This window comes from Cupriavidus sp. HY129, assembly GCF_059492215.1.
Window position 1 is genome coordinate 1,222,387 of record NZ_CP083255.1, and the last position, 16,896, is coordinate 1,239,282.

The following is a 16,896-nucleotide window of genomic DNA, read 5'->3' on the forward strand; positions in this document are numbered from 1 at the left end:
GCCAGATGTATCACGACAACAAAGGAGATAGTGGTGAAATTGAATCGTTTTGCAGCAGTTGCCCTGGCCGCGTGCTCGGGTTCCGCATTGGCCCAGTCGAGCGTTACGCTCTACGGGGTGGTCGACGCAAGCATCGAGTACGTGAACCACGTGGGCGCGGTGCCTACAGCGGCCAATGGCTTTAATCCAGGACCGGGGCATGACGTCGTTCGCATGAATTCGGGCGGTTTGTCCGGTTCCCGTTGGGGTATCCGCGGCGTTGAGGACCTTGGCGCAGGAACGCAAGCTGTATTCGTGCTCGAAAATGGATTCAGCGGCGACACCGGCACGATGCAACAGTCGAGCCGACTGTTCGGTCGGCAGGCCTTTGTGGGGATAAAGAACGCGACCTATGGCCAGATCAGTCTGGGGCGCCAATACACCTCGTTGTTCGACAGCATCGTAAACTTTGTGCCGGCGTACTTTGCCACGCAGTACGAGCCGATCACGCTCTTTACCGGTGCGAACTTCCGTGAAGACAATACGATCAAGTACACCTTGAATGCGGGCCAGTTCACCGGCGTTGCGCATTATTCCTTTGGCACTGGTCTGGCTTTGCCGCAGACTGTGCAGACAGGCCTGGCGATCGGTGGCAATGGCGAAGTACCGGGTCAGGCGCGAAGAGACAGTGCTTATGGCGCGTCTCTGTCCTACGCTGGCGGTTCGCTGTGGGCAGCCATCGCGTACGACCAGTTCAATCCCACCATTGGCACGACAACCAGCGCGAGCAGTGGCAGTTTCAAGAAGGCGACGGCGGCGCTGAGCTACAGCCTGCCTTGGGGGCGCATCATGGGTGGCTATCGTTGGGGGCAAAACAAGACACCGGCGGGCGCGACAATCGGGCGAGATGACTTCTTCTGGGTTGGTGGCATATATCAGGTAGGGCCGGCGCTCAGTCTCACGCTCGAGTACGACTATGACAAGGTCCGGAATGTATTCGGTAACACGAGCGTCGCTAATCCCTGGCAGGTGAACCTGATTGCCGATTACAGCTTCTCGAAGCGAACGGATGTGTACCTGTCGGCCGCCTACGCAAAAAATGCAGGTTTGATGCTTGACTCTGCGCTGATTGCCTATGCGAATAGCCTCTCGCTCGGTAACAGCTATGTGCTTGGCAACGGCAACTCGTCGATGGTGGGTGTGTCGGTTGGCGTTCGTCACAAATTCTGACGCACCCGAACACATACCGTCCGATCCCGTGCTGCCGATTGTTGGCAGGCGCAATCGGACGGAAATGCAGCGGCATCCCAGCGTCGTCAGTCGGCCAGAGTGCTCGACGCTGCGTCCTTCCGACGGCCGCTGGATTGCGTATGGCTACACTGCTTCTCACTATTTGGCTGTTCGCGCTCGCGCTCCTCAGCTCTGGCTGTTGCCGGGGGCTGTCGGCCGTGCGGCATGTCTGGAGCATAGTCATCGACGTTCGAGATGAAGTGCTATGGTAAGGTCGCTACGATGAGTTCCTAGACTTCAACATGTGGTGCATGGGCGAGCACTTTTGTGCTGGTCGAAGAGAGTGAGGCAGTGTGAGTGATGCCAAACAGGACGCGCAGCGCGCGCTTCGGGCTGACAGAGTTTCAATCAGCAGGGCTTTGCGCCTGAGTGTGCCGCCAGAGGCCAGGCCGGCCCCGGTCAACATGAAGGACTGGATTCGGCAACGGAAAGAGCAATTGCAAGCTGCCCGTGCCGCAGCCAAGCAAAGGCGTGATCTGCTAAAAGCCGAAATCCTGTCGGCGGCGCAAGACGTTGCCCGAGAGGAACGTATTGCCGCACGGCAGGAGGCCGTGCGCCGGAAAGCGGAAGCCAGGACCGCACGAACCTACGCGCGGGAGGACGCACGCGCTATTGTCGAATTCGAGCGCGGCAAAAAAACCCGCCCGGAGTCAAAGCCAAAGACGCTTGCCCAGGAGAAGCACAAGCTGGTCTCTTACGCGGATCTGCTGCGAATGCGTGGGTGATTCCTGGACAACGACGTCGGTTTGGTGAGCGGGCAGGTTTTGGTGCCTAGTCGACACGAAAGCGTTCCAGGGACTCCCCAACATTGAAGGCTGCGTTGAAGCGATTCTGGCACTGGCCGGAGTCTGACGATGGAGTAGAGCTATTGAGCCGCCCAACTGGGCGGCTTTTTGTTCGCCGGCGCCGCATCAGGCGAGACAGGCAGGGGGTGATACACCCGGAATTTTCGGTACCAGTATGATTGACATGGTACCGAAATGGGACTTACATTGCCTTCAGACCTAAAACAAGGCAATGGAGACAGAATGGCCCCCCAGGCATCCGCCCGATACGGCTGCGCCACGATCGCGCAGCTCTACACCTCTGCTTTTCGTGCTTGTCCCCAGGCCCTGGCGCTGGTCGAGGACGGTGTGACACTCACCTATGAAGCGTTGGCCCGGCGCTCGTACCGCATGGCCAGGTTGTTCCATGCACGCGGCCTTGAACGTCAGGATGTCGTGGCCTTTCTGGTGGGCAATCGAGTCGAGGCAGTCGTGGCGATCATCGCGGCGCAGCTTGCAGGACTCAAGGCGGTTTCATTGCATCCGATGGCGTCGGAGGAGGACCACGCCTTCGTGCTTGGCGACGCCGGTGTGAAAGCGCTGGTGGTCGACGATGCGCGTTTCGCGGCGCGCGCGCAGGTCCTGCAGGCGCGTGTTGCAAACGTGCTGATGATGCCGCTGGACGACGGCGTGCTCGGTGCTGGTCTCGCGAGTCAGGCGGCGGCCATGGACGACGCGGAGCTCGAACCGGGCGACGACGCCGCGGAGATCAGCAAGATCTCATACACCGGCGGTACCACGGGTCGCTCCAAGGGCATCCTCCATACGCACCGCACGGTGGTGACGATGCTGCAGGCCATGCTGGCGACGTATGAATGGCCGCAGCAGATCCGCTATCTGGTGACCACGCCGATTTCACATGCTTCGGGCAGCCTGATCCTGCCGACGCTTTTGCGCGGCGGTACCGTGTACCTGTGTGACAAGTTCACCCCGTCTGACTTTGTGACGCGGGTAGCAACGCATCGCATCAATCTGACCTTTCTGGTGCCAACGCAGATCTACGCCTTGCTGGATCACGCTGGCCTCGCGGAGGCGGACTTGTCCAGCCTGGAGCTGGTGCTGTATGGCGCCTCGCCGATTGCGCCGTCTCGCCTGCAGGAAGCACTGAACAGGATTGGCCCGGTATTCGGCCAGGTCTACGGTCAGGCCGAGGCGCCGATGACCATCAGCTATCTGTCCAAGCGCGACCATGACTTGTCTCGCTCGCACCTGCTGAGCTCATGCGGCAAGGTCATGGTCGGCAATCAGGTCAAGTTGTTAGACAGTGCGAGGCGAGAAGTGGCGGTCGGCGAAGTCGGCGAGTTGTGCGTGCGCGGTCCGCTGGTGATGGATGGTTATCTCAACCGGCCCGAAGAGAACGAGAAAGTATTCGCTGGCGACTGGCTGCATACCGGTGACATGGCGCGCCGCGATGCGGCGGGCTACCTCTACATCGTCGATCGTGCCAAGGACATGATCATCACCGGTGGGTTCAACGTTTATCCGAGCGAGGTTGAACATTGCCTGGCACAACACCCGGCCATCGCCATGTCCGCGGTGTTCGGTGTGCCCGACGAGAAGTGGGGCGAATCCGTCACGGCCATTGTGGTGCCGAAGCCGGGACAGACACCAGATGCGGGCGAGCTTGTCGAGTTCGTCAAGAGCAGGAAAGGCGTGGTCAATGCGCCCAAGACGGTGATCTTCGCGGAGCAGTTGCCGATGACCGCGCTTGGCAAGATCGACCGCAAGGCCATCCGCGGCAGCTACTGGAACGGCAAAGACCGACAAGTAGCCTGAAGTCGCAGCGGCACCGGCCATGAAGGTGTCGCGCAAAGCCATCCAAAAAAGAGAAGGAGACAATCATGGGTTTGACCCGCAAACTGCTGGGCGCGTGCGCCCTGACGCTTGCCTTTGCCGGCACTACCGTGCACGCGCAGGACAGCTATCCCTCCAAGCCGATCCGCTTCATCGTGCCGTTCGCGCCCGGCGGCGTGACAGACCTGACCGCGCGTACTTTCGCCAAGTACATGGGCGATGCCCTCAAGCAGCCGCTCGTTACCGAGAACAAGGCGGGCGCTGGCGCTACCATCGGCGCCAATTTCGTTGCCCATGCCGCACCTGACGGCTACACGATGCTGCTGGGTACCAACGTCACCCATGCCATCAACCCGCGCCTGATCGCCGCAACGCCGTATGACCCGCTCAAGGATTTCCAGGCCGTGGCGATCTTCGGCCTGAATGGCAACGTGCTGCTAGTGAGCAATTCGTTCCCGGCGAAGACCTTCGCCGAGTTCCTGGCGTACGTGAAAGCGCGCCCTGGCCGCGTCAATTACGCTTCCGGCAGCGTCGGCAGTTCCGCGCATCTGGCGGCCGAATTACTCAAGCAGGACGTGAAGGGCCTCGACTATACGCATGTGCCATATGGCGGTCCCTCCGAAGCCATGAGCGCGCTCATGGGTGGGCACGTCGATTTCCTGTTCGCCAACATTGGCGCAGCGGTCACTCAGATCCAGTCTGGCAAGGTAAGGGCGCTCGCCGTTACCACCGCCAAGCGCGCGCCTCAGCTTCCCGATGTGCCGACGGTGGCAGAGTCCGGCGTGCCTGGGTTTGAAGTCGTGGGCTGGATGGCGGCATTCGTACCAAAGGGCACGCCGGCGCCTACCATTGCGCGCCTGAACCAGGTCATCAATCAGGCGCAGAAGAACCCCGATCTGCGCAAGACCCTGGATGCCGCAGCGCTGATCCCCATTGTGGATAGCCCCGAACAGAGCAGCCGATTTGTGCAGGAGGAATACGAGAAATGGGGGCGCGTCATCCGAGCCGCCAACATACCGCCGCAGTAGGCGGCGAGCGTCGGCTCGGCGCCTTCCCTGCGTGGCGGGAACGGAGGTATCCGCTCAGCCGCGGGGTTGCTTTGCCCGTGGGGTGGGCGTTGACGGCCTGACCAAAAGGCCGTTCAGAATGAGTTCGTAGAATTCGCTGAAGGCATCGCCGATCTTCATGCCGGTCTGCTGCAGGAACTGCTGGTTGCGCAGACGGTGTGCCGCGCCCAGGATGGCTTCGGAAACCAGGCGCGGATTGTGCGGGGCCATCAGCCCCTGTCTCACACCTTCCTCGATCATGCTTTCCAGTCCGCGCACGCGCGCGAGCTGGTAGTCATCGAACACCTTGCGGCCGGTCTCGATGGCGTCCAGGTCGGTAAGGGCTGCCTTGCTCAGCCCCGTGGCATTCAGCGTGGCATGCATATAGGCCGAGATGGCGCGCGCTGCGTCGGGAGCGCGCCTGGCTGCCGCGTAGCCTTTTTCCAGATTGGCTTCCAGCACATTGCGGCAGACGTGAACAAACAGCTCCTCCTTGGTTTCAGCGATCTCGTACAAGCGCCGGCGCGAGCATCGCATGCGCTGAGCCATCTCGCCGATGGTCAGCGACGAGACACCCGTGGTGATCAGCAGGTGCGTCAATTCCTCGAGGAAGGCTTCGTCGGTACGTCGTGTTGCCATGGGATGTGAGGCGTGCCGGGCGCAGAAGGCGAGCAGGGCGTGAGTCAGGAAGCCAGTATCTTAGTGGATTCCACGTGAAGGTCGGGAGGGTACGCCTGCGTGGGGCGGGCGCGCGACTCCGAGAGATCGCGATTCGCCGTGCCGAAGCAGGCTGACATGAGAAGGCACCTTGCAGGAGATGGCACCGCTCTCACTGCGCCGCCCGTCGTCCCCCCACAGCCTTGTCCATCACCTCGGCCTGCAACGCTTCACTTGGATTGGTGAATGTTTGCCGCCGCAGCGTTTCAAGCTGCTGCGCGCGGTCCTGTTCCGACAAACCGGCGAACGACACGATCTGCGAGCGCTGGGCTGCGTAATCGTCGTAGCGCTGCTGCCAGGCCTGCTCGGCCTGCGCCTGCTGCTGATAGCGCTGGGCGACCTCGGGACCGTATGCCTGAGCCAGGGACGCACCGATCTCCTGAGGGCTACGTCCTGCCGTATGCATATTGGCAATCGTCTTGCTGATCGCCTGCGGCCTTGCTTCGGCTTCGCGAGCGGCACGTACAGACTCGGGCAGCGTGGCGTCCAGTGCGGACAGGCGGCGCCGTCGTTCGGCGTCGTCGAGGCCAGGCTGGGTGGCCATCTCCAGGCGCGCGAGCATGGCGTCGTCGTAGGCTTGCTCGTCGTCGAACCAGATGGCCACGACGTCTGGCAAGTGGCGCGCTCGCGCGGCATTGCGGTCGGCGATCAATGCGCGCAGGCGTTGCACCTGACTGGTCTCTGGCGCGCCAATCACACTGGTTATCGGTCCATCGGAGGCTTTGGGCTGCATCTCGGACAGGTATGCCCGGTAGCGTTGCCACAGTTGCCACGCCTGGTCCTCGGCCGGTTGCGGCACATGTTTGCGGATGTCGTCGCGCACCAACTGGTCCAATGCCGCGGCGTCGCCCGCGTCATGGCTGGCGCTCAGAAAGAAGTCGAAGTAGGTGCGCAGCGCGCGCGTCAGGCGCAGATTGCCTTGCGCGTCGGCTTCCGGGCCGGGTGGAATATCGACGCCCGCCAACGACGGCATCTCGGTGATGTTTCGCGCGCGGATGCTGTCAGCGGGTGATGCCGATAGCTCCGACCTTGCGTCCGTGCGGGACCGCGCCGGCAGTGGACCTTGCGCCGGTTCCGTGGGTGCCGTTGCCCAATAGACGGCGGCACCCACGAGCCCGGCTACTACCAGGACCAGGGTGACCCCTGGCCTTCGCTCAGAGCTGATCATTGCGCAAGCGGTTGGCGTGATTCAGGATCACCGTGCGTGGGTCGACGTCCTGATACATACCGAGCATCTGATTGATCTCGTCGAGATGGTTCCAGTAGTAGTCGGTGGAAAGCACGCGTCCCCACTTGGCGCTGCACACCGACACCATCCCGTCGTTGGGGCCGGCGCCCTTCATGCCCATGACACCGGCAGCGGCCGCCATGGCTGCCGTGGATGGGTCAAGCAGGTTCGAGCGCAGCAGGTTGATCGGGCCGCCCCGGCCGGTCCAGGAGTAAGCGGCCTGGGTGTAGGTGATGAGATTTCCGTTGGCATTGCGCCCCTGCCGTTGCTCGGCTACTGCTCCCGGGGTGTCGCAATCCGGGCCTAGCGCGGATTGCGAGCCAGGCGCCAGGGTAGCGTTGAGCCGCGCGTTCTGCTCGGCGGCGCCCTGGCTGGTCAGGATGCGCACCGAGGCAATCGCATCCTGGTTTAGCGCCTGTCCATTGAACATGCCGTTGAACCAGCCCAGAAGATCCGTTGCGCCCTGAATCACATTGACCAGCGCGGGCCCCGCAAGTGGAATGCTGCTGATGCCGTTGATGACGTCCAGCACGACGTCGGCGAGTTGGCTGCCACGGTGCGGGCTGCCGATAGTCGTCACCGATGCCACATCCTGCGGCGACATGGCAGCCAGCATCCGCGAGGTGGGCCCACCCTGGCTGTGTCCGATCAGATTGACCTTGTCGGCGCCGGTCTCCAGCTTGACCGCGCGGACATAGGCCTGCAGTGCCAGTGCGCGTTCTTCATCGCTGTTGAACGACGGCACCGTGGACACGTAGACCGTGGCGCCATTGGCTCGCAGCACCTCAGGAATGCCGTACCAGTAGTCGATCACGCCGCCCATCTTTGCCGCGCCGGTCAGGCCATGCACCAGCACGATCGGATAGCGTGTCTTTGCATAGTCGCTGGTGGCCGCGGCACTGGCTGGCCAGGCCATGGCGATGGCTGCGACGATGGCCGCCGCAGTCCCTGCCGCAGTCCCCGCGATGGCGCTCGTGAACCTGCGTGTCCCTGTCTTCTGCGTGACGGTGCCATGATGCGCGCAAGCCCGGCCGGGCCCACGACGATTGCCGTGTTCCATCTGGTCTCCTCGGTGGTGGTGTCATTGTTGTTTGAAACAGTAAAGGCACCTGACTTTGCGAGCACAATCAAAACCTTAGGTGGTTTCCTCCAAACACTCGCGCATGTCGGGGTTATCCCTTGGGAGGGCTCCGCACTATCGGTAACGGCCACGGGCGGCGGCCCGCTATCGCATCCTCAAAGCCCACCTTCAACAAATGCAAATTGCCGGCCCAGCGGGTCTGCCGCAAAGTCTCCCCCAACTCACCGCACGACAAACTCGCGATAAAGCCGGTGAGCAATGGAAGTCCTGATGCAGAAAACAGGTGGAGACAATGCTACGAATTTTTCTTGCCGCGGTAATGCTTGTGCTTGCGAACGGCTCGGCACTTGCCGATGCCTACCCATCCCGTCCCATCAGATTGCTGGTTGGGTATGCGCCGGGTGGGCCGGTTGATACCGCCGCGCGCATCTACGCGGACTACCTCGGACGTGTGCTCAAGCAGCCGGTAATCGTCGATAACCGCGCGGGTGCCAGCGGCGCCATCGCGGCTGGCATGACGGTCAGCGCCAAGCCTGACGGCTACACGCTCTATTTCGTGGCCAGCCCCACGATGACGATGACGCCGCTGATCCAGAAGTCCGTCAGTTTCAAGCCGGCACAGGACTTCAGCTATGTCGGCCTGATCACCGACTACACCAACGTGCTGCTGATCAACAAGGATTTCCCGGCCAAGAACGTGGACGAGCTGGTCTCGTACGCACGCAAGCATCCGGGTGAAGTGAGCTTCGGTTCTGCGGGCGTGGGTGCGTCGAACCATCTGTCGGCGGAACTGCTTGCGCAGATGACGGGGGTGAAGATGCTGCACGTGCCATACAAGGGCAACGCGCCGGCCATGGCCGATGTCATCAGCGGCAAGGTGACCTTCATGTTCGATATCACCGGAACGGCCATCGGCCATATCCGGGGCGGCAAGGTACGTGCGCTCGCCGTGACGTCGAAGACGCGCAACCCCGCGCTGCCCAATGTGCCGACACTGGTCGAATCCGGCCTCAAGCAGTACGACCTGACGGGCTGGTACGCGCTGGTTGGTCCTCCGGGGCTGCCTGCCGATGTGACGGATCGGCTCGTAAAGGCGCAGCAGGCTGTGGGGCAGGATCAGGCCTACCGGGAGCGGATGGTCGACGGTGGCTATGACCTGAACGTGTCCGGCCCGGCCGCGCTGCAAGGGCGTATCAAGAAGGAACTCGCGCTCTGGGGCAACGTGGTCAAGACGGCGAATATCGAGGTCGAGTAAAAGGTATAAGCGAGGTATAAGCGAGGCATAAGTGGTCGAAGAATGGAGGTCGGGCAAGCCGGATCACCCGGCGGTTTCGCGCGGGCGAAGTACTGCTTTTCGAACGGCGAATTGCGCTGGCACCTTGCTGACCCTAGACTTCGACGTGTGACCCGACCGCGCCCTGATCGGGCCCGGTCGGGCCGTGTTCCACTCTCCATGAGGATTTGAGCCAGATGCCGCAGGAGCGACCGATCGCGCATCGGATCAGCGATATCCCCCGCCATTGGGCGACCCGTACCCCGCACAATGTGGCGGTGCGCGAGGGCGACCGTGTCGTCACCTATGCGCAACTCTGGGAGGGCGTCGAGCTGGCCCAGCGCTATCTCGAAGCGCAGGGTGTCGGCGCCGGCGATCGCGTGCTGATCGTCGCGGAGAACAGCCTGGCCATGATCACGCTGATCTTCGCCTTGTCGGAACTCGGTGCGTGGCCGGTTGTGACGAATGCCAGGCTGACTGCGCGTGAGATCGAGGAGATCCGCGCGCATTGCACACCGCGGCTGATGCTCTTCACGCATGCCGCATCCCCCGATGCCTTGCGGCATGGCTTGCGCTATCGCGCCCGCGAAATCTCGCCACCGGGCCTAGGTCCGCTGATGGCCGCCGACGCGGATGCCGGCAGCGAGCGCGAGCCTGCCGAACTGGCGCGCGACGTGGCCGCGCTGATCTACACGTCAGGCACTACAGGCCAACCCAAGGGCGTGATGGTCACGCATCGCGGATTGCTGCACTACGCCCGCGTGACGGCGGAAATCCGCCGGATGGGGCCGGAAGACTGCGCGTTCGCGATCATGCCGATGTCGCACATCTTCGGACTGGCGACGTTGCTGCTCGCCACGTTTCAGGCCGGTGGCAGCCTGTATCTGGTTGCACGCTTCAACGTGGCCGATGCCTGCGCGGCGCTGCAACGCGACGATATCTCGATCCTGCAGGGTGTGCCGGCGATGTTCAGTCGCATCCTGGCTTACCTGGGCAAGACCGGCGTTACCACGCTGCATCCGAAGCGTCTGCGTTATCTCTATACCGGCGGTGGCCCGCTCGATCTCGCGCTCAAGCGCAACGTCGAGGCGATGTTCGGCCAGCCGCTGCATCACGGTTATGGCATGACCGAGTACGCAGGCTCGCTGTTCATCACGCGCACGGACCGGCCGCGCAGCGACAGCTCTGCCGGGGAAATCGTGGAAGGCGCGGAGTTGCGCGTGGTGGGGCCGGGTGGCGAACCAGTGCCGGAGGGCAGCCCCGGAGAATTGTGGGTGAGAGGCCCGGGTGTCATGCGCGGCTACTATCGTGCACCCGAACAGACGGCGGAGGCATTGCGCCCCGATGGCTGGCTCAATACGGGCGACATCGGACGCATCGATCAGGATGGTGCGTTGTTCATCGTGGGCAGAACGCGCGATCTGATCATCCGTTCGGGCTTCAGTGTTTATCCGATCGAAGTGGAATCGGTCATCAACTCGCATCCGTCGGTCCGCTTGTCTGCCGTGGTCGGCAATCCGGCGGAAGACGGCGACGAGGAGATCATCGCGTTCGTCGAGATTCGCGAAGGCGAGACGTTCGACGAGAGGGATCTTCACGCCTACCTTGCCGAAAGGCTCTCGCCGTACAAGCGCCCGGCGCGCATCGTGCGCGTGTCGGCGGTGCCGACGACGGCCAGCGGCAAGCTGCACAAGCACCGGCTGCGGGGAATGATTGCGGAACTGGTCTAGCCGGGGTCTAGCCGCGGTATGAGCGGCTCGGGGCGTCGGCAATCGTCAGACCGGGTTGCCGATGCCGTCCTCGACCAGCAGTTCCACCAGCTTGCGCGCGAACACGGGTAGCGCGTCCAGGTCCGCCACGCAGATCTGCAACTTGCGCTCGGCCCACTCATCCTCGATCGGTACGATCTTCAGCGCCATGGTCTGGGCAAGCCGGCGCGCGGTGCTCTCCGGCAGCACGCCGATCCCCACGTTTGCCTCGATCATGCGCGCGGCGGTCTCGAAGTTGCTGACCTGGATGCGCCAGCGCAGGTTGCGCTGCAGGTCCGATGCGGCGCGCTTCAGGAAGTTGTGGATGGCGCTTTCTTCGGGCAGGCCAATGAAATCCTGGTCGAGCGTTTCGACAAAGCGTACCCGCTTCTTCTGGGCAAACGGATGGCTGAGTGCAGTCGCCAGCACGAGCCTGTCGAGCCGATAGGGCATCACTTCCAGGCCATCCATGTTGACGCCGCTGGCGGCGATGCCGATATCGACCATGCCTTCCTGCACGGCCCTGACGATATCCGGACTGAGGCGCTCCCGGATGTCGACCGTCACGTCGGGGTGATTGACGAGGTACGTACGCAGCACCCCGGGCAGGAACTCGCTCATTGCGGTGGTGTTGGCGAACACGCGTACATGCCCCTTGATACCGGACGAATACTCCTGCAGGTCGCCGCTCAACTGCTCGATCTGGCGCAGCACGCGCCGCGCGTGCGCAAGCAGCGTCGCGCCCGCCGGCGTCACCTTGACGCCGAGGCTGCTGCGGCTCAGCAGTTTGACGCCAACCTGCTCTTCCAGGTTCTTGATGCGGGTGCTGGCAGCCGGCAGGGATAGGTGGCAACGTTCTGCACCGCGGGTCAGGCTGCTGGCCTCAGCGATATGCGTGAAGAGATTCAGATCGACCAGGTCGAAGCGCATGACGTTGTCTCCAGAATAGTCAGCGATTATCCCCCCAACGGGCCCATTCGATCTATTCGCGCAACTACGGGGGGGACTTCCGCGCAGGCGAACGCAGGATTCAACACATGCAAATGGCGGGATGGCCAAGGATCGGCCAAGCTGACCGTGGTAGACGAAAAATGGAGACAGGCATGACAGAAGAAGACGGCTTGCTGGTAGAAATTTCGGATGGCGTGGCAACGCTGACGCTCAACCGTCCGAAGCAGAAGAACGCCCTGAACGGTTCCATGCGCGATGGGCTATGCGACGCAGTACAGCGGATTCGCGCCGACCGCTCGGTGCGCGCCGTAGTGTTGCGCGGCGCCGGCGAGGACTTCTGCTCCGGTGGCGACATCCGCGCGATGAACGTGACGGAGGCGGATGCGGGCCGCGCGCGCATGGACGACATGCATGGCTGGATCGCCATGCTGGTGGATCTGGATCGTCCCGTGGTTGCGGCTGTCGATGGGGTGGCCTATGGGGCCGGCTTCAGCATTGCGCTGCTTGCCGATTTCATCGTGGCGTCGCCGCGCGCGCGCTTCTGCATGCCGTTCATGAAAGTTGGCCTGGTGCCCGATTGCGGCGCGCTATACACGCTGCCGCGAGTGGTAGGCATGGCGAAAGCGCGGGAACTGGTGTTCAGCGCGCGCGAAATCGGCGCGGAGGAAGCGCGCCAGATCGGCGCCGTGTTCGAGATCGTGCCGCAGGACAAGCTACATGCCCGCGCCGACGAGCTGGCTCGTGGCCTGGCCGGCGCTTCGCCGGCTGCATTCGCCATGGCCAAACGCGCGTTGAACCAGTCGCTCGGCAGCGATGTGCGTGCCATGCTGGAAATGGAGTCGCTGGGGCAGGGCATCGCCTTCACCACCAGCTACCACCGCGAAGCCGTGCGCCGCTTCAAGGAAAAGGAGCCGCCGCTGTTCCGCTGGCCTGCGGCCTCCCGGGACTGACTCTCGCGACTGATGGCTGCCGGGGGCATCGCCCCCGGTCTCACGTCACCCTCAGGGTCATCCGTCACCCAGCCGTCACCCGGCCGTCACCCGGCCGTAATTCCGGCTGTCTGGATGACCTTCTTCCATTTCTCGATTTCGCTGTGCAGTCGCTGGCGCATCTGTTCCTGCGTGCCCGGATCGGCATCCGCGCCGGCTTGCACCATGCGCTGGCGCACCGCCGGGTCGTTCATGGCGACGTTGAAATCGGCGTTGAGCTTGTTGAGGATTGGCTGCGGCGTGTGGGCCGGCGCGAACAGCGCGGCCCATGAGTAGGCCTCGTAGCCGGGCAGGCCCGATTCCGCAACGGTCGGCACGTCGGGCAGGATGGCCGAGCGCTGGCGGCTGGCCACGCCGAGCACCTTGATGCGGCCCGTCTTGATGTGCGGCAGGGCAGTCGGGGCGTCGCTGAACATTACCTGCACCTGTCCGCCGAGCAGGTCGCTCATGGCTGGGGCACTGCCCTTGTAGGGGATGTGCTGCAGCTTTGTGCCGGCTTCCATGTTGAACAGTTCGCCTGCCAGATGCGTACCGCCGCCATTGCCGGAAGAGCCGAACGCGAGCGGCTTGTCGCTCTTCTTTGCGTACGCGATGAATTCCTTGATGTTGTTGGCGGGCACGGACGGATGCACCACCACAAAGATCGGATACATCGTCGCGAAGCTGACCGGCGCGAAATCCTTCTCGATGTCATAGGGCAGCTTGCCCATCAGCGACGGATTGACCGAGTGATGGATGGCGCCCACGAACAGGCTGTAGCCGTCGGCAGGTTCCTTCGCCGCGACGGTCGCCCCGATCACGCCACCCGCGCCGGGACGGTTGTCGATGACGACCGGGACCTTCCACATCTCGCCGAGCTTCTGGCCGAAGATGCGCGCCGTGGTGTCCACCGGACCGCCAGGCGGAAATGGCACGATCATTCGCACGGGCTTGGACGGCCAGGTATCGGCCGCGAGCGCGGAAAGCGGATGCGCGACGGCGCCGAGCAGGCCGGCGGCCAGAAGCCGCCTGCGCATGGCGAAGGAACGGGGGGCTTGCATGGGGAGTCTCCTATGACAGCAGTGATGCGGCCTGTTCCTGCAGCTCGCGCTTGAGGATCTTGCCGTTGTTATTCGTTGGCAGCTCTGGCAGCGCCACGATGCGCGCGGGGCGCTTGTACGGGGCCAGACGTTCACGCAGGTGGTTCTGCAGCGCGGCAACGTCGAGCGTGGCGCCGGGGCGCAGTTCCACGAAGGCGATGATCTCCTCGTTGCCATCGCTTTCGCGGCAGCCGACCACAGCCGAGCGCTGGATGCTGGGGTGCGTGTTGAGCGCGGTCTCCACCTCGGCCGGATAGACGTTGAAGCCGGAGCGGATGATCATTTCCTTCAGGCGCCCCACCACGAACAGGGCGCCGTCCGCGTGCATTTCGCCAAGGTCGCCGCTCGCGTACCAGCCGCCTTCGCGCATGGCTTTCGCGGTGGCATCCGGATCGCGGAAATAGCCGGGCATCAGGCCCCGGCCGCGCAGCCACAGCTCGCCGCGTTCACCCAGGGGTAACGGTGTGCCGGTGACGGGGTCGGTGACCTGCACTTCGGCCTCGGCCACGGCATATCCCGCGCTGGTATCGGCACGCCGGTCGCCAAGCCGCGTCACGTGCACCGAGCCTGCGTACTCGGACAGCCCGTAGCCGTGGTGCAACGTCAGGCCAAAGGTGGCCTCCACACGCTGCTTGAGCGACAGATCCAGCGGACCGGCACCGGTGTAGAGGTAGCGCAGCGCGGGCGCCGTGGGTGTCGTGATGCCCTCATGTTGCAGGTGCGCCAGCAGACGCGAATACAGCGTCGGCGGCCCCTGCAATTGCGACACGCCGCAGTGCGCCAGCGCATCCAGCAGGTCGGTCGGATCGAAGTGCGGGCGCATGACCAGTTGCGCGCCGGCCAGCAGCGAACTGAGCAGGACGGTGCCGAGTCCGAAAATGTGGGTCATCGGCACAAACGCATAGCTGCGGTCCACCGGGCTCAGCGCGCGGGCCTCGCAAGTCACGCGGGCAAAGTGAATCAGGGCATCGTGCGTGAGCATCACGCCCTTGGGCTCGCCGGTGGTGCCGGAGGTAAAGATCAGCGCGGCCACCTGGTCCTGCAGCGGCTGTCCTTCCGGCATGGCGTCGGCGCGGACGTGGCTGTGCTCCATGCCGTTCAGCGCGGAAGGCACGGCGTCGAACCGGCGTGCATGGGTGGATGCGGCACGTGACGCCGCCGCGGTGAAGTAGATCACCCGGGCATCTGCCTTGGCGGCGAAAGCGTCGATTTCGGCCGGAGCCATCCGCGCGTTGACGCCGCAGGACCACGCCCCCACACGGCTGCAGGCGAGGATCAGCGCGGCGTGTTCGGGGCAGTTTTCCGCCACGACCAGGACGCGGTCACCCGGCAGGACGCCTAGCGCCAGCAATTCCGCTTCGGCCGCGGTGGTCAGCGCGCCCAGATCGGCGAAGGTCAGGCTGCGGCCGTCCGGCAGATGGATGAACGGTTGATCGGGCGACTCGGTCAGCCAGCGGTCTAGCAAGTGATGAATCCGGGTGGTCACGGGAATTGCCGTCCTTTGTGTTGCGGGGGAAAAGTCCGGCCAGCATCGCCGCAAAGCCTGGCCGGCGCCATTCGTAAATGGCAAGGGGCGGCTTCGAGGCGCTGAAACGGTCGGCTGTGTGCATTTCGCGTTGTCAAAGGCAGGATTCGGCAAACTTGAACCAGCCCGGCCCGGCCACCCATAGAATCTGTTCATCAGACCGGAGACAGATTCATGGACCTGCGTTTCACCAAGGAAGAAGAAGCCTTCCGAGAGGAAGTCCGCGCCTTTGTCCAGGCCAACTTGCCGACCGATATTCGCGACAAGGTACTGGGCCACAGGCGTGTGGAGAAGGACGACTACGTGCGGTGGCACCGCATCCTTCATGCGCATGGTTGGGGCGCCCCCACCTGGCCGAAGGAATGGGGCGGCACGGGCTGGAACGCGCTGCAGCGCCTGATTTTCGAGATCGAGACGCTGCGGGCTGGCGCTCCGCGCATGTTGCCGTTCGGTCTCACGATGATTGGCCCGGTCCTGATGAAGTACGCCAGCGCCGCGCACAAGGAACGTTTCCTGCCACGTATCCCGACCGTGGAAGAGTTCTGGTGTCAGGGTTATTCCGAACCCGGTTCCGGTTCGGATCTCGCCTCGCTCCGGACCAGCGCCGTGCGCCGTGGCGACAAGTACATCGTCAATGGCCAGAAGACCTGGACGACGATGGCGCATTTCGCCGACTGGATCTTCTGCCTGGTGCGTACCGACCCGGAAGCCAAGGCCCAGGAAGGCATCTCGATGCTGCTGATCGACATGAAATCGCCCGGTGTGACCGTGCGACCGATCAAGACGCTCGACGGCGGCCACGACGTGAACGAGACCTGGTTCGAGGAGGTCGAGGTACCGGTCGAGAACCTGCTCGGCGAGGAGAACAAGGGCTGGACCTACGCCAAGTACCTGCTTGGCCACGAGCGCACCGGCATCGCCGGCATCGGGCACTGCTACCGCGAACTGCGCCTGCTCCGGAAGTACGCCACCGAGACCACCGATGGCCGCGGTGGCCGCCTGATCGACGACGTCCGTATGCGCGACAAGATCGCCCGTCTCGAGATGGATCTGATGGCGCTGGAAATGCTGCTGTTGCGCGTGGCCACGCAGGCCGCGGGCACCCCCGGCCCGGAAGCGTCGATCGTCAAGATCCGTGGCTCGGAGTTGCAGCAGGACATCGCCATGCTCCAGATGGAGGTGGCGGGCCCGAACGGCTGGCCTTACTCGACGGACTGGATGGAGCTGGGCGCGCCTCAGCCCGTTAGTGGCGCGGAATGGGCGGCACCGGCTGCCTCGACCTACTACGACATGCGCAAGACCACGATCTACGGTGGCTCGACCGAGGTTCAGAAGAACATCATCTCCAAGATGATCATCGGTTTCTAGGCGA

Annotated in this window: 14 protein-coding genes; 8 read left to right on the forward strand and 6 right to left on the reverse strand. The window is 63.5% G+C overall.

The genetic code is table 11. From position 1 onward, the window contains the following. Window positions 1-33 precede the first annotated feature (33 nt). The 4 genes from K6G35_RS21785 (at window position 34) to K6G35_RS21800 (ending at window position 4,915) form a co-directional block, all read left to right on the forward strand. The gene (locus K6G35_RS21785) at window positions 34-1,209 is read left to right on the forward strand and encodes a porin (RefSeq protein ID WP_495677078.1); all 1,176 of its coding nucleotides are present in this window, start codon (window positions 34-36) and stop codon (window positions 1,207-1,209) included. A gap of 353 nt (window positions 1,210-1,562) precedes the next feature. Beyond that, a complete protein-coding gene (locus K6G35_RS21790) occupies window positions 1,563-1,994 on the forward strand; it encodes a hypothetical protein (RefSeq protein WP_008651442.1) in 432 nt (143 codons plus the stop codon). 303 nt (window positions 1,995-2,297) lie between these two features. Continuing rightward, complete coding sequence (locus K6G35_RS21795) at window positions 2,298-3,869, forward strand: AMP-binding protein (RefSeq protein ID WP_008651444.1); 1,572 nt, start codon at window positions 2,298-2,300, stop codon at window positions 3,867-3,869. A 65-nt stretch (window positions 3,870-3,934) separates the two neighbouring features. Then, window positions 3,935-4,915, forward strand: a complete 981-nt coding sequence (locus tag K6G35_RS21800; protein WP_008651446.1) for a Bug family tripartite tricarboxylate transporter substrate binding protein — start codon at window positions 3,935-3,937, stop codon at window positions 4,913-4,915. Between the two features lie 54 nt (window positions 4,916-4,969). On the opposite strand, the gene K6G35_RS21805 is transcribed toward K6G35_RS21800, so the two are convergent. From K6G35_RS21805 to K6G35_RS21815, 3 genes are all read right to left on the reverse strand, one after another. Beyond that, window positions 4,970-5,572 (reverse strand): TetR/AcrR family transcriptional regulator, encoded by a 603-nt coding sequence (locus K6G35_RS21805; RefSeq protein ID WP_495677079.1) that lies wholly within the window; start codon window positions 5,570-5,572, stop codon window positions 4,970-4,972. 190 nt (window positions 5,573-5,762) lie between these two features. After that, window positions 5,763-6,818 (reverse strand): lipase secretion chaperone, encoded by a 1,056-nt coding sequence (locus tag K6G35_RS21810; protein ID WP_495677080.1) that lies wholly within the window; start codon window positions 6,816-6,818, stop codon window positions 5,763-5,765. Next, entirely contained in the window at window positions 6,805-7,938 is a 1,134-nt protein-coding gene (locus K6G35_RS21815; RefSeq protein ID WP_495677081.1) for an esterase/lipase family protein, read from the reverse strand. Before K6G35_RS21815 ends, K6G35_RS21810 begins: the two co-directional genes overlap by 14 nt. Before the next feature lie 313 nt (window positions 7,939-8,251). On the opposite strand from K6G35_RS21815, the gene K6G35_RS21820 reads away from it, so the two are divergent. Continuing rightward, a complete protein-coding gene (locus tag K6G35_RS21820; protein ID WP_495677082.1) occupies window positions 8,252-9,214 on the forward strand; it encodes a Bug family tripartite tricarboxylate transporter substrate binding protein in 963 nt (320 codons plus the stop codon). Window positions 9,215-9,429: 215 nt separating this feature from the next. Next, window positions 9,430-10,962, forward strand: coding sequence for a class I adenylate-forming enzyme family protein (locus K6G35_RS21825; RefSeq protein WP_495677083.1), 1,533 nt, complete (start codon window positions 9,430-9,432; stop codon window positions 10,960-10,962). A gap of 45 nt (window positions 10,963-11,007) precedes the next feature. Here K6G35_RS21825 and K6G35_RS21830 read toward each other — a convergent pair whose 3' ends face one another. Continuing rightward, a complete protein-coding gene (locus K6G35_RS21830) occupies window positions 11,008-11,910 on the reverse strand; it encodes a LysR substrate-binding domain-containing protein (protein WP_017513681.1) in 903 nt (300 codons plus the stop codon). 173 nt (window positions 11,911-12,083) lie between these two features. On the opposite strand from K6G35_RS21830, the gene K6G35_RS21835 reads away from it, so the two are divergent. After that, complete coding sequence (locus tag K6G35_RS21835; RefSeq protein ID WP_008651465.1) at window positions 12,084-12,881, forward strand: enoyl-CoA hydratase/isomerase family protein; 798 nt, start codon at window positions 12,084-12,086, stop codon at window positions 12,879-12,881. 86 nt (window positions 12,882-12,967) lie between these two features. Here the strand turns inward: K6G35_RS21835 and K6G35_RS21840 are convergent, their stop codons facing one another. After that, entirely contained in the window at window positions 12,968-13,960 is a 993-nt protein-coding gene (locus K6G35_RS21840) for a tripartite tricarboxylate transporter substrate binding protein (RefSeq protein WP_008651466.1), read from the reverse strand. A 10-nt stretch (window positions 13,961-13,970) separates the two neighbouring features. Further along, on the reverse strand, window positions 13,971-15,485 hold the full coding sequence (locus K6G35_RS21845) for a class I adenylate-forming enzyme family protein (protein WP_495677084.1): 1,515 nt from the start codon (window positions 15,483-15,485) through the stop codon (window positions 13,971-13,973). Between the two features lie 213 nt (window positions 15,486-15,698). Between K6G35_RS21845 and K6G35_RS21850 the strand changes: the two genes are divergently transcribed. Next, entirely contained in the window at window positions 15,699-16,892 is a 1,194-nt protein-coding gene (locus K6G35_RS21850) for an acyl-CoA dehydrogenase family protein (protein ID WP_008651469.1), read from the forward strand. The last annotated feature ends 4 nt before the right edge of the window (window positions 16,893-16,896 follow it).

Coding starts and splice junctions, on each gene's coding strand:
- K6G35_RS21810 (WP_495677080.1), bottom strand. CDS start 6,818: ATGATCAGCTCTGAGCGAAGGCCAGGGGTCACCCTGGTCCTGGTAGTA.
- K6G35_RS21830 (WP_017513681.1), bottom strand. CDS start 11,910: ATGCGCTTCGACCTGGTCGATCTGAATCTCTTCACGCATATCGCTGAG.
- K6G35_RS21840 (WP_008651466.1), bottom strand. CDS start 13,960: ATGCAAGCCCCCCGTTCCTTCGCCATGCGCAGGCGGCTTCTGGCCGCC.
- K6G35_RS21815 (WP_495677081.1), bottom strand. CDS start 7,938: ATGGAACACGGCAATCGTCGTGGGCCCGGCCGGGCTTGCGCGCATCAT.
- K6G35_RS21795 (WP_008651444.1), top strand. CDS start 2,298: ATGGCCCCCCAGGCATCCGCCCGATACGGCTGCGCCACGATCGCGCAG.
- K6G35_RS21805 (WP_495677079.1), bottom strand. CDS start 5,572: ATGGCAACACGACGTACCGACGAAGCCTTCCTCGAGGAATTGACGCAC.
- K6G35_RS21835 (WP_008651465.1), top strand. CDS start 12,084: ATGACAGAAGAAGACGGCTTGCTGGTAGAAATTTCGGATGGCGTGGCA.
- K6G35_RS21850 (WP_008651469.1), top strand. CDS start 15,699: ATGGACCTGCGTTTCACCAAGGAAGAAGAAGCCTTCCGAGAGGAAGTC.
- K6G35_RS21825 (WP_495677083.1), top strand. CDS start 9,430: ATGCCGCAGGAGCGACCGATCGCGCATCGGATCAGCGATATCCCCCGC.
- K6G35_RS21820 (WP_495677082.1), top strand. CDS start 8,252: ATGCTACGAATTTTTCTTGCCGCGGTAATGCTTGTGCTTGCGAACGGC.
- K6G35_RS21800 (WP_008651446.1), top strand. CDS start 3,935: ATGGGTTTGACCCGCAAACTGCTGGGCGCGTGCGCCCTGACGCTTGCC.